Source organism: Sphingopyxis sp. BSNA05 (assembly GCF_013265645.1).
In the GTDB taxonomy this organism is placed as follows: Bacteria; Pseudomonadota; Alphaproteobacteria; order Sphingomonadales; family Sphingomonadaceae; genus Parasphingorhabdus.
Genome location: NZ_PYIA01000142.1, coordinates 1 through 13,596 on the forward strand (window position 1 = coordinate 1; position 13,596 = coordinate 13,596).

General features: G+C 59.9%; 7 protein-coding genes and 3 pseudogenes. 9 read left to right on the forward strand and 1 reads right to left on the reverse strand.

Annotated features, from left to right (window positions below):
- From C8024_RS16800 to C8024_RS23725, 5 genes and pseudogenes are all read left to right on the forward strand, one after another.
- Positions 1-1,297: cysteine--tRNA ligase (locus C8024_RS16800; RefSeq protein ID WP_173207280.1), on the forward strand; the 1,297-nt coding region annotated here is incomplete at its 5' end.
- 109 nt (positions 1,298-1,406) lie between these two features.
- Positions 1,407-2,357 (forward strand): D-2-hydroxyacid dehydrogenase, encoded by a 951-nt coding sequence (locus C8024_RS16805; RefSeq protein ID WP_254306032.1) that lies wholly within the window; start codon positions 1,407-1,409, stop codon positions 2,355-2,357.
- A 146-nt stretch (positions 2,358-2,503) separates the two neighbouring features.
- Positions 2,504-4,150 (forward strand): acetolactate synthase large subunit, encoded by a 1,647-nt coding sequence (locus tag C8024_RS16810; RefSeq protein ID WP_173207283.1) that lies wholly within the window; start codon positions 2,504-2,506, stop codon positions 4,148-4,150.
- An 11-nt stretch (positions 4,151-4,161) separates the two neighbouring features.
- Positions 4,162-5,601, forward strand: a complete 1,440-nt coding sequence (locus C8024_RS16815) for an aldehyde dehydrogenase family protein (RefSeq protein ID WP_100094153.1) — start codon at positions 4,162-4,164, stop codon at positions 5,599-5,601.
- Positions 5,602-6,049: 448 nt separating this feature from the next.
- Positions 6,050-6,202 (forward strand): annotated as a pseudogene (locus tag C8024_RS23725) (hypothetical protein); the annotation flags it as partial.
- A gap of 86 nt (positions 6,203-6,288) precedes the next feature.
- Here C8024_RS23725 and C8024_RS23730 read toward each other — a convergent pair.
- The gene (locus tag C8024_RS23730; protein WP_367947404.1) at positions 6,289-6,441 is read right to left on the reverse strand and encodes a hypothetical protein; all 153 of its coding nucleotides are present in this window, start codon (positions 6,439-6,441) and stop codon (positions 6,289-6,291) included.
- On the opposite strand from C8024_RS23730, the gene C8024_RS23735 reads away from it, so the two are divergent.
- The 4 genes and pseudogenes from C8024_RS23735 to C8024_RS16835 all read left to right on the forward strand — a co-directional run.
- Positions 6,427-7,218: a hypothetical protein gene (locus tag C8024_RS23735; RefSeq protein ID WP_367947405.1), complete on the forward strand. Its 792-nt coding sequence runs from the start codon at positions 6,427-6,429 to the stop codon at positions 7,216-7,218. The two genes, C8024_RS23730 and C8024_RS23735, sit on opposite strands and share 15 nt — an antisense overlap.
- 11 nt (positions 7,219-7,229) lie before the next feature.
- Positions 7,230-9,269: a heme-binding protein gene (locus C8024_RS16825; RefSeq protein WP_173207286.1), complete on the forward strand. Its 2,040-nt coding sequence runs from the start codon at positions 7,230-7,232 to the stop codon at positions 9,267-9,269.
- 280 nt (positions 9,270-9,549) lie between these two features.
- A pseudogene (locus tag C8024_RS16830) lies at positions 9,550-11,377 on the forward strand (hypothetical protein).
- Positions 11,377-13,596: pseudogene (locus C8024_RS16835) on the forward strand (hypothetical protein); the annotation flags it as partial. The pseudogenes C8024_RS16830 and C8024_RS16835, both read left to right, overlap by 1 nt.

Genomic DNA, 13,596 nt, shown 5'->3' on the forward strand with positions numbered 1-13,596 from the left:
TTTTGCCGATCTGCTCGGTCGCACGCTGATCTGGAAGGGCTACAAGCTCACCCATATCATCAACATCACCGATGTCGGCCATCTGACCTCAGACGCCGATGTCGGCGATGACAAGATGGAAAAGGCCGCCGCGCAATCCGGCAAGTCGGCTTGGGATATCGCCAAATATTATACCGATGCCTATTGGCTGGATATCGACCGGCTCAACATCCGCCAGCCGGCGAAATGGGCGATCGCCACCGACCATGTCGAAGAGATGATCGCCTTTGCCGAAAGCATTGCCGACAAACATTGCTACGAGCTGGAAAGCGGGCTTTATTTCGATGTCAGCACCGTGCCCGACTATGGCCGGCTTTCCGGCGCGCAAAGCGATGACATCGAAGGCCGGATCGAGGCGGTGGAGGGCAAGCGCCATCCGCAGGATTTCGCGATCTGGCGCAAGACGCCTGCCGGCGAGACACGGCAGATGGAATGGGACAGTCCCTGGGGCAAGGGCGCGCCGGGCTGGCATCTCGAATGTTCGCAGATGAGCCATAAATATCTCGGCGAACAATTTGATATTCACACCGGCGGGATCGACCACCGCGAGATCCACCACCCGAACGAGATCGCCCAGAACCAGGCGCATAACTGCTCCGAGCATAGCGGCGCCAATATCTGGATGCACAATAATTTCCTGATCGACCGGGCCGGCAAAATGTCGAAATCAAGCGGTGATTTCCTGCGGCTGCAGGTGCTGGTCGACCGGGGCATCCATCCCCTCGCCTATCGTCTGATGTGCCTGCAGGCCCATTATCGCAGCGAGCTGGAATTTACCTGGGAAAATCTGGTCGCGGCGCTGACCCGGCTGAAGCGCATCGTCATGGGCGTAGAACGGCTGCTGGAAAAAGCGGACGGGCAGACCGCACCAATAGACCATCCTGCCCTCCTGCAATTGCGGGACAAGTTTGATGCCGCTCTCAGCGAGGATCTGAACAGTTCGAAAGGCCTGCCGCTACTGGAAGAATTGCTCGGGCTGAAGAAACTTCCTGCTGACCAAAGAATGGTTCTGCTAACGGAAATGGACTCGGTTGTGGGGCTTCAGCTTGCCAGCCTGACGCGCAAGGAACTGCGGGTGCGTCCTGCGGGTGCAGAAATTGATGAAGCGGCAATCGAGGCAAAGCTCGACCAGCGGCAGCAAGCGAAGGCAGAAAAGGATTTCGCAACCGCCGACGCGATCCGAGACGAACTGACCGCGAAAAACGTGGAGCTGATGGACGGTGACCCGCTGCGCTGGGACTGGACCATAGAGATTTAGATTTTACCTCGGGGAACCTCCGCGCAGACGGAGGCCCCGCACAGGCACGGATGCATCGGAACACAAGATTCCGGCCCTTGCGACAACAGATTTTAGGAGGCCGAAAAATATGACCGTCAAGCCCAAAGCTGCCATGGCATCGCTCGTCCGGCCGCTGGTCGAACCGCATTGCGGCGATCTAGATGTCACCTGGTTCACCAGCACGGAGGAAGCGCTTGCAATCGCACCTCACGCCGAAATCGGCTGGTTCGACATGTATGACAAGGAAAAGATGGCGCAGATCATCGGCGCCGCAACCAACCTGAAATGGCTCAACAGCATTTATGCCGGCGTCGAACATTTTCCGCTCGAGCAGCTCAAGGCGCAGGGTACGATCCTGACCAATGGCGCCGGTCTCAACAGCGCTCCAATCGCTGAATTCGCCGTCATGATGATGCTAGCCGCCGCCAAGCGCATGGATCAGATCGTCGACAACCAGCGCCAGCATAACTGGCTCGAAACCCCGCCCGGGACCACCGAGATCGACGACAGCAAGGCGCTGATCATCGGCTATGGCGGCATCGGCCAGCAGATCGCCAAGAAGCTTTCCGGCTTTGACGTTGACGTGACCGCCGTCCGCCGCACCGCGACCGGCGAGCCCAATGTCATCGGGCTGGACGACTGGCGCGACCGGCTCGGCGAATTTGACTGGGTCTTCGTATCGGCCCCCGCCACCAGCGACACGAAACATATGTTCGGCGCGGACGAATTTGCCGCGATGAAATCCTCCGCTTGGCTGGTCAATGTCGCGCGCGGTTCGCTGGTCGACCAGGATGCCCTGCTGGCAGCGCTGAACGACAAGGTCATCGGTGGCGCAGCGCTCGACGTTGCCGACCCGGAACCGCTGCCCGCCGACCACCCGCTGTGGGATGCGCCCAATTGCATCATCACCATGCATTTGTCGGGCGTTGCGCAAACCCGGATGTTCCAGCGCGCCGCGGCACGCTTCGTCGAAAACCTCAAACGCTATCGCAGCGGCGAGGAGATGATCGCCGTCGCCGACTTCGACCGCGGATATTGAAGGGGGTGACTCTCCGGCAATTTTAACTTACCATCCAATTAGATAGGGGTAGAGTGAGTCTCGTTTCTGAGGGGGATCGAGGGTCATTGGGGTCGTTGCCATTTACTCGCACCAGTACTGGCCATCGCGGCCAGGGAAGGACCCACATGACCAAAGCATCCGATCTGTTCGTAGAATGTCTCGAGAATGAAGGCGTTGAATATCTGTTCGGCGTTCCCGGCGAAGAAAATCTCGACATGCTCGACAGCCTGTCGCGCTCGAAGAAAATCAAGCTCATTCTCACCCGGCACGAACAGGGCGCCGGCTTCATGGCCGCGACCTATGGCCGCCACACCGGCAAGACCGGCGTGTGCATGGCAACGCTCGGCCCCGGTGCCACCAATCTGGTTACTGCCGCGGCTTATGCGCAACTCGGCGGCATGCCGATCCTGATGGTCACCGGCCAGAAGCCGATCAAGAAATCCAAACAGGGCCGCTTCCAGATCCTCGACGTCGTCGACATGATGGGCCCGATCACCAAATTCACCCACCAGCTCGCCTCGGCTGACAATATCCCGAGCCGCGTGCGCGAAGCGATTCGCCTGGCCGAGGAAGAAAAGCCCGGCGCCACCCATATCGAATTTCCCGAAGATATTGCCGACGAGGAAACCGACTCGACCCCGATCACGCCGAGCCTGGCCCGACGTCCGGTTGCCGAAGCGAAAGCCGTGCGCGCCGCGACCAAGAAGATCGAGAATGCCAAATCCCCGATCATCGTTGTCGGCGGCGGCGCCAACCGCACAACCACCGGCCGCATGCTCACCCAATTTATCGAGAAGACCGGCATACCCTTTGTCACCACCCAGCTCGGCAAGGGCGTGGTCGACGAAACCCATAAGGAATTCATGGGTTGCGCGGCGTTGTCGGCCAATGACTTCGTCCACCGCGCGATCGAATCCGCCGACCTGATCATCAACGTCGGCCATGACGTGATCGAAAAGCCACCCTTTTTCATGGCGACCGGCAGCACCGAGGTCATCCACGTATCGATGAACAGCGCCGAGGTTGATCCGGTCTATTTCCCGCAGATCGAAGTGATCGGCGATATCGGCAATGCGATCTGGCAGATGAAGGAAGATATTGTTCCCTCCGGCAGCTGGAATTTCGACGCGATGTACAAGGCGCGCCGGGCCGAGGAAGAGCATACGGATTCGATGGATGACGACGTCCGTTGCCCGATCTATCCGCCGCATCTCGTCAAGGTCGTCCGCCAAGCGATGCCGGCCGACGGGATCATCTGTCTCGACAATGGCGTCTATAAAATCTGGTTCGCCCGCAATTACAAGGCGCGTCAGGCCAATACCGTATTGCTCGACAATGCGCTGGCGACAATGGGCGCCGGCCTGCCCTCTGCCATGGCCTCGGCGATGGTCTATCCCGACCGCAAGGTGATGGCAATTTGCGGCGATGGCGGCTTCATGATGAACAGCCAGGAAATGGAAACCGCTGTTCGGTTAAAGCTCAACATCACCGTGCTCGTTCTCAACGACAACAGCTACGGCATGATCCGTTGGAAGCAGGCCAATATGGGCTTCAAGGACTGGGGACTGACCTATGGCAATCCGGATTTCGTCAAATATGCCGAATCTTATGGTGCCAATGGTTACCGGATCACGAGCGCCAAGGACCTGCAGGAAACCATCGACAAATGCCTCAACAGCGAAGGCGTGCATCTCATCGAAGTTCCGGTCGATTATTCCGACAATGATCGCATCCTGAACCACGAGATCAAGGAACTCAGCGCAAAGGTTTAAACGAGACACCTATGACCAAATTGAAAGACGTCTATCCGCTTTATCTCAACAATGAAGCGGTGCAGCCCAATAGCGACCTGGAAGTCACCGACAAATATACCAATGAAGTGGCTTTCCGGACGGCGCTGGCAACACCCGATGTCATCGAGGAAGCAATTGCCGGCGCGGTATCGGCCACCGAACCGATGGCAAAAATGGCCAGCTACGAGCGGCAGAATGTGCTGCAACATTGCGTCGACCGGTTCAAGGAACGCTATGACGAACTGGCCTATTCGCTGTGCGTCGAGGCGGGCAAGCCGATCAAGGATGCCGAGGGCGAAGTCGGGCGCCTGATCGATACATTCCGCATTGCCGCCGAGGAATCCGTCCGCAATTATGGCGAGGTCCAGCCGCTGGACATTTCGGCTCGCGCCAAGGGCTATATGGGCATGTGGAAACGCGTTCCGATCGGTCCGTGCAGCTTTATTTCCCCGTTCAATTTCCCGCTCAATCTCGCCGCGCACAAGATTGCGCCAGCCATTGCCGCAGGCTGCCCGTTCGTGATGAAACCGGCCAGCAAGACGCCGCTGGGCGCGATCATCATGGGCGAGGTGCTCGCCGAAACCGATCTGCCCAAAGGCGCCTTCTCGATTCTGCCCGCTAGTCGGGACGGCGCCGACCTGTTCACCACCGACGAGCGCCTGAAGCTGCTTTCCTTCACCGGTTCCCCCGGTGTCGGCTGGGACCTGAAGGCCAAGGCCGGCAAGAAACCGGTGATTCTCGAACTGGGTGGCAACGCCGCCGTGGTGGTCGACCATGACGCCGATCTCGACGATGCGCTCGAACGGATTGTCTTCGGCGCCTTCTACCAGTCGGGCCAGAGCTGCATCGGGGTGCAGCGGATCATCATTCATGAAAGCATCTACGACCGTTTCAAGGACATGCTGGTTGCCAAGACCAAGACGCTGGTTTCCGGTGATCCGAAAGACCGCGACACATTCATTGGCCCGATGATTTCCGAAGGCGAAGCCAGCCGCCTGCATGGCTGGATCGAAAGCGCCGTGGCCGGTGGCGCGACATTGCTGTGCGGCGGCAAGCGCGAGGGCAATATGCTCGAGGCGACGCTGCTGGAGAATGTCGACACCAGCGCCGATGCCTATCGCGAGGAGGCCTTCGGTCCGCTCGCCCTGCTTTCGAAATTCAGCGATTTCGGCGCGGCGATGGACGAGGTCAACGACAGCAAATTCGGCCTGCAGGCCGGTATCTTCACCCGCGATATTTTCAAGTCGCTGGATGCGTGGGATCGTCTGGATGTCGGCGGAGTCGTAATCAACGACGTGCCATCCTACCGGGTCGACAATATGCCCTATGGCGGGGTCAAGGACAGCGGCCTCGGCCGCGAGGGCATCCGCTTCGCGATGGAGGACATGACCGAAATCCGCAATCTGGTTATCCGCCGCAAGCCGGGGTAGACGGCAGGCAGGCAAGCGTTGCCAATGTGCCACACCCTGCTTCGGCAACAGCGCGAGTCTCTTGTCAAGGCCTTAGAAAATAGAAGAAATCGGTCGTTTTTCCTTTGCATTAGGAGGCAGTTGGCGGATAGGTAATCTGGTCGTTATTATAAACGGCACGGGTCGCGTCGCGCTGAACGAGGGGCCGGTTTGAAAACCGGATTGGCCAACGATGCACATGGGGGACAAAATTTCGTGGAAGCTCGGCTGGTCGGCACTGGCCGCTGGCCTGTTCTGTTCGGCACTCGTCGCAACGGCATTATTCATCTCGACCATGGCAAGCCCCGAACCGGTGGAAGCCGCCAGCGATCTCGCCAGCGGCACGCATCTTGGTGTGGCAACCTGCGGCGGATCAACCTGCCACGGGCGTCAGGAAGCCGATGGCGAAATCGTCCGGCAGGACGAAATCATGCGCTGGCAGGAAGAATCCACCCCCGGCGGCGCGCACAGCCGCGCTTTCCGTGTCCTGCGCGAACCCCGCAGCATCGCAATCGCCAAACGGCTCGGCATCAAGGACGCGTCCTCCGCATCCGAATGCCTCGGCTGTCACAGCACGGCGGCAACCAGCAAGGGGCCGCGCTTCCAGCTGAACGACGGCGTGGGTTGTGAATCCTGCCACGGTGCCTCCTCCGGCTGGCTTTCCGGCCATTATGCCGTCGGTGCCAGCCATGCCCGCAATGTCGCGCAGGGCCTGATCCCGCTCGACAATCCGAGGCCCGCGCCGGCGTCTGCCTCGACTGTCATTTCGGCAGCGCCAAGAAGGGCCAGTTTGTCGATCACCGGATCATGGCCGCCGGTCATCCGCGCATTTCCTTCGAAATGGACCTGTTTTCGACCCTGCAGCAGCATCATGACGAGGATGTTGACTATATCCGTCGCAAGGGCCGGACCAACAGTGTCCAGTTCTGGGCGGTCGGCCAGGCGATGGCGCTGGAGCGTTCGCTCAACCTGTTCACCAAGCCGGCAATCGCCACTGAAGGCATTTTCCCGGAATTCTATTTCTACGATTGCCACAGCTGTCACCGCCGGATTTATGACAGTGCTTCGGCCCGCCCGACCTCGGTCGACAATCCCGGACGTCCGATCCCCGAAGGCATGCCGCCTTATAATGACGAAAATATGATCATGCTCAGCGCCGCGATCAAAGTGGCCGCACCGGATATTGCTGCTGATTTCGACAGCCGCTCGAAAGCCTTTCACGCCGCCATGGCGCAGGGCCGCGGTCCCGCCGTCGAGGAAGCCGCCCGCCTGCGGCAATATGCCAGCCAGCTCGCAGACCGTTTCTCCCGCGCCAGCTTTGGCCGCGAGCAAACATTTCGGATCATGGAAAGCATCGCTGGTCAGGCGATCTCGCCGCGCTTCACCGATTATGAAGGCAGCGTCCAGGCGGTGATGGCAATCGACACCTTGCTCAACGGTCTGGTCAACAGCGGCCAGGTCAGCGAATCCGCCGCGTCGAGCCTGCGCGGCCAGATCAATGTCGCCTATGCCGCGGTCGCCGAACCCAATAGTTACGAGCCGCTGAAATTCCGGCGCGCGCTGGGCAGCGCGGTCCGCACGATCCGGTCGCTGAGATAGGAAGTCCGGTGATGCGCAAACCCTTTTTCACCTCTGCCCTTTCGGCCGCAGCACTGGTTCTGACCTCCTGTGGCGGTGGCGGCGACAGCAATGATTTCGGTGGCACCCCGTCACCCTCGCCTGCTCCGACACCCGCGCCCACACCGCCCCCGACGGGAACCGGCGGCCTGTTCGCGGCACCGGCACAGCGGTCGCTGACCGTTACCGATGTGCAGACAATCATCGCCCAGGCCGTTGGTGAAGCGCAGGCCCGCAACCTGCCTTCGGTCATCGCCGTGGTCGACCGGGTCGGCAATGTGCTGGCCGTGTTTGACATGCAGGGTTCGAACGGCGGATCATCGGAGATCACGATCAGCAACCGGCAGATCGGCGGCCTTGCCGGTCCGGCCGATCTGGTAGGGCTGCAGGGCCAGCAGGTCCCGGCGGCCGCTGCAGCAATCGCCAAGGCGGTAACCGGAGCCTATCTGTCGAGCAGCGGCAATGCCTTCTCCTCGCGGACCGCCAGCCAGATCGCCCAGGAACATTTTCCGCCTGCACCGACCACCGTCGGGCTGGAAAGCGGGCCTTTGTTCGGTGTCCAGTTCAGCCAGCTGCCCTGCTCCGATCTCTCCCAGCGTTTCAACGCAATGGGCGGCACGGGTGCGCTGATCGGTCCGAAAAGATCGCCGCTTGGCCTTGCCGCCGATCCCGGCGGGCTGCCGCTCTATAAGGATGGTGTTGTCGTGGGTGGCATCGGCGTCATGGGCGACAGCGACTATGGCTTCGACCCCGATATTCTCGATGTCGACGTCGATGACGAGGAGGCAATCGCCCTGGCCGGCATGCAGGGATTTGCGCCATCTGCGTCGATTACCGCCAACCGGATATCGGTCGACGGCACATCCCTGCGGTTCAGCGATATGGTGGTCTCCGACCTGTCGCCGCTGCAGAATAATTTTGCCGCCATAAACAATATCGCCATCGGCCAGCTGATCGCCGTCAAAGGCTATAGCAATGGCCCGATCATCGCCGGCACCGCTTATGGAACCGAAGCATCCGGCATCCGGGCCTCGAAGACAAGCGAATTCAGGAACAGCGATGCCTTCGTGCTGACCGACGGCAGTGGCGCCAATCGCTATCCGATCCGCGGCGGCACCGATGCGGCGGCGGTGACCGCTCCGCTAACGGCAAGCGAAGTGCGTGCGATATTGGAAGAAGCATTCCTTGTGGTCAGTCGTGCCAGAGCGCAGATTCGCCAGCCGCTGGACAGCCGGATGCAGGCCACCGTCAGCGTCGTCGATACCCACGGCCAGATATTGGGCATCGTCCGGACACCCGACGGCCCGATTTTCGGCACCGATGTGTCGCTACAAAAAGCGCGAACGGCGGCCTTTTTCTCGAATAGCGTCGCGGGTCAGCAGCTGCTCGCAACACCGGTCTTCGCGCCTTTCGCCAATGTGCCAGCCCATGTGCAGCGGGTGCGCAATTTCCTTGGCGACCCCAACGCCCTGACCGGAACGGTCGCCTTCGCTGACCGGTCCGGCGGCAATCTGTCCCGCCCCTATTTTCCCGATGGCGAAATAGGGCGCCCGCCAGGACCGCTGTCGATCGATCAGTCATCCCGGTTCAGCCCGTTCGCGGTCGGCCTGCAGCTTGATCTGGTCTTTCCCAATATCGTCCAGCATGTCGGCTTTGTCCGCTCCAACGGTGCCAGTGCCGACACCGACCAGCGCTGCACCCAATTGCCGGCCATCGCCGGAACCGGCGGACAGAACCGTCTCTCCAACGGCATCCAGATTTTCCCGGGCAGCGTGCCGATCTATCGCGGCGACAAGCTGATCGGCGGCATCGGGGTTTCCGGCGACGGCATCGATCAGGACGACATGGCGAGCTTTCTCGGTCTCAATAACGCTGCTGTCCGGCTGGGCACCATCAGCAATGCGCCCAAAGCAATCCGGGCCGACAATGTCGTGGTCGATCTCGGCAATGCCAATGTCCGGCTGCGCTATGTGAACTGCCCCTTCGCGCCGTTCCTCGACAGCAACGAACAAAATGTCTGCGAGGGGCTGTAGGACTGATGGCCGGACTCTCAGCCTCCTTCGTACCGATCCTGGCGGTAATGTCAGGCCAGGCCGAGCAGCTGGAAGCACAGCGGGCATCGGTCGAGGATATGGAAGCCTCTCTTGCGGCTTTGGCGGCGGGGGAAGAATTTGCATGGATTCGGACAAAATCTGCCGATTTTGGCCAGGAAACGGGCATGGGGGACCGGATTCCGACGAAGAAGAGCCCGAAAAGGACGACAAAACCGCGGCGGCCCCTTTGCCGCCGAAAGATGCTTCCAAGTCTTCCAATTTGCCGCAATCCGAAGCGCCGGTTCCGCTCGAAACGGACATGGAAAGCCTGACCGCCGATGACGCCCTGATCGACGGTCGCCGCCGTCCTGGCGTCCAGCAGCGCCTGCCAGACCGGGTAACCCAGAACAATCCCGGCGCAGTCAATGCCCCGCCGCCGGAAGCCTTTCCAACCGACGAATTCCCGGTTCCCGACCGCTGGCGGATCATGCAAAGCCTCTGCCCCGCCAAGGGCGGCGACGACGCAATCTATACTTTGTTCGGGGCACTGCGAAACAACTGCCACAGCACGCTCAATCCCTATCACCAGAATGTGTTGAAGGGCGACAAGCCGATCCCGGCCGACAAGAAACCGGGCTTTCTCAAGGGCGATGACTGGTTTTTCGTCGCCAACCTGATTTCGGATACGGTCGTCGAACCCCGCAGTTTCCCTATCCCCGTCGGCGTCCAGACCACCGAACGCCCGAATAGCATCGACGTTTTCGGACGGTCCGGTTCGGAAGTCTATGCCCAGACATTCATCACCGGCTTTGCCTGATCAAGGGCTCCACCGCCTACAAGCCACCCGATGTTGAATATCGCCTGACATTGGCGACCCAGGTCAATCATGTGAATGTCCCGGAGCGCCGGGTCCTGTTCGTCGAACCGTCGAAATCCTCGCATCGCACCGACTGGTTTGTCGGCGTACAGGAGGCATTTTTCGACTATCATATCCGCAACACCTCGGCCCGCTATGACTTCGACAGCTTCCGCATCGGTATCCAGCCGATGCAGGCTGATTTCCGCGGTTTCCTGTTCCAGGACAACCAGCTCGGTTTCCGCCTGTTCGGGACCCGCGACAACAACCGGATCCAGTATAATCTGGGTGCCTTTGTCCAACTGGAAAAAGACACCAATTCAGGTCTCAACGACATCACCCAGACCCCGCGCGAAAGTTATATTTTCTTCGCCAATCTCTACCGGCAGGATCTGCCCTTCGTCGGTCTGACGAGCCAGTTCAGCCTGACCTATAATATGAACCGCGAAAAGTCCGACGTCGAGATTGACGACAATGGCTTTCCGGTCCGGCCCGCATTGCTCGGCGATCTCAGGGGCCGCGCCTATGATGTCGTCTATCCCGGCTATGCCTTTGACGGACGGATCGGGCGGATCAATCTGACGGGTCAGGTCTACGGCGCCTTTGGCGAGGACTGGAACAGCTTCTTCACCAGCGAACCGGCAAAATCGAAGCCTATTTCGGTGCGCTGGAAGCCAGCTATGACGTTGACTTCCTGCGCTTCCGCGCCTCCGGCCTGTTCGCCAGCGGCGATGGCAATCCCTATAATAATACCGAAGCCGGCTTTGACGCGATCTTCGAAAACCCGATTTTTGCCGGAGCCGACACCAGCTACTGGATCCGCCAGACCATCCCTTTCGCCGGCGGTGGCAGGGTGATCTCGATCAACGGTCGTAACGGTATCCTAAACTCGCTTCGTTCGTCAAAGGAACAGGGCCAGAGCAATTTCAACAATCCCGGCACGATATTGGCCGGCGTCGGCGTCGATGCCGACCTGACCCCCGATTTCCGGCTTTCCGGCAATGCCAACCATCTCTGGTTCCACAAGACAGAAAGCCTCGAAGCCCTGCGCGTCGAAGGTTCGATCCCACGGGATATTGGATGGGACCTGTCGCTGGCGGCCATCTACCGCCCGAAAGCCACGCAGAATATGGTATTCCGCCTCTCGGGCGCTGCTTTGATACCCGGAAAAGGATTCAAGGATTTGTTCGACCAGACCGACAAACGCGACTTCCACTATTCGATTCTACTCAACGCGATATTGGCTTTCTGATGGGCATACGGAACCTTCTGATCGGCAATAGCAAATCGATCCTCGCGGGGCTGGGTGCCCTAGCGCTAACAGTCACTCCCGCCTCGCTGCTGCTTGCAGCAGGCAAGGAAAAACCGCAAAAGGTCGACTATAGCTTCACGCCCCCTGCCCCGCAGAACCAGACCTGGGACGAGGCGCAAGCCAAGAGCAGCGGCTGCCAGAGCTGTCACACTGATAGCGATCAGAAGACGATGCACGAGACCCCCGCTGTGGTACTCGGCTGCGTCGACTGTCATGGCGGCGATGCTTCGGTCATTGGCAACAATGAATGGGGCAAAAACAGCCTCGCCTATATGGATGCGCTGACCAAGGCGCACGTCCTGCCCAAATATCCCGAAAGCTGGCACTGGCCGTCTTCCGCCAATCCCAAGCGCAGCTATGGATTGCTGAACAAGGAATCACCGGAATTTGTCCGTTTCGTCAATCCGTCGGACTATCGCGTGGCCCGCGAATCCTGCGGTGCCTGCCATATGGAAATTATCGAGGCATCGGAACGGTCACTGATGGCAACCGGTGCCATGCTGTGGGGCGGAGCCGCCTATAACAACGGCATTGTTCCGTTCAAAAATTATGTGTTCGGCGAGGCCTATACCCGCAAGGGCGAGCCGGCGACGATCAAGTCACCCGGCAATCCGCACGGCACCGTGACCGAAGCCGAGAAGAAACGCGGTGCGCTGCCGATTCTCTATCCGCTCCCGACCTGGCACACGGTACCGCCGGGCGATATCTTCCGTGTGTTCGAGCGCGGCGGCCGCAATATCAACACCCAGTTCCCGGAGATTGGACTGCCCAATATCGGCGGCATCATCCAGCGGCTGGAAGAGCCCGGTAGGCCTGATCTCAAGCAATCCAATCGCGGCCCGGGAACCGGCCTGCGCGTCGCCATTCCGGTGCTCAACATCCACAAGACCCGCCTCAACGACCCGTTCATGTGGTTCATGGGCACCAATGACCAGCCCGGCGACTATCGCCAGTCTGGCTGCGCAGGCTGCCACGTCGTCTACGCGAATGACCGCGAACCGCGGCATAGCTCGATTTGGGCCAAGTTCGGGCGCGACGGCCAGACCCAGACGGTTGATCCTACGATCCGCAATCTGGCAGAGGGCGAACATCGGATTGGCAGCTTTGGCAGCTATGATGCCGCCCACGGCGCCAAAGGCTATCACGGGGAAGACACCGGTCATGGCGATGATCATGGCGGCGACACGGATCCCGCCAAGCGCGAAAAAGGCCATCCGATACAACATGCGTTCACCCGGGCCATCCCGACTGCCCAGTGCATGAACTGCCACATGCACCAGCCGAACATCTTCCTGAACAGCTATCTCGGCTACACGATGTGGGATTATGAGTCCGACGCCCCCTATATGTGGCCGGGTCCGGATAACAAGACGCCCAAGCCGGAAGGCATGAGCGACGCGGAATATCAGGCAAAATATAAGCAGCAGAAATATCCAGATGCCGAGGAAGTCCGCAAGGTTCTCGACCGAAATCCCGAAGGCGCGGCGCCGAAGGGCCTGTGGGCTGACATCGATTTCCTGCGCAATGTCTACGACGTCAATGACGACGCCAAGGACACGCAATTTGCCGATTATCACGGCCATGGCTGGAATTTCCGGGCGATCCTCAAACGCGACCGCGACGGCAATCTGCTTGACGCCGAGGGCAATCAGGCGAGCTACAGCACCGATACCGAGAATATCGTTGCCAATGATGATCCGGAAAAATTCCGCAAGGAAGGCGAAGGGAAATTTGTCGAAGCAGGGATTAACCCAGGCAAATCGGTCCACATGATGAGCATCCATGCCGAAGTCGGCATGCAATGCGCCGACTGCCATTTTGGTCAGGACAGTCACGGCAACGGCCTGATATACGGCGAGGTTGCCAATGCGGTCGAAATCAGCTGCAAGGACTGCCACGGCACCGCTGACACCTATCCGACACTATTGACCAGCAATCTCGCGGCACGGCCGAAGGGCAGCAATCTGGGCCTGCTGCGCAACGCCAATGGCGAGCGTCGCTTTGAATGGTTCGAGAACCCTGAAGGCAAGCGCGTCCTGATCCAGCGGTCCATCGTCGATCCCGAGCTTCGCTGGCAGGTCAGTCTGGTCAAGGATAGCGTCGACCGGGCGCACCCCGACTTCAATCTCAAAGCCGCGCGGGCGAAGCTGATGTCGAAA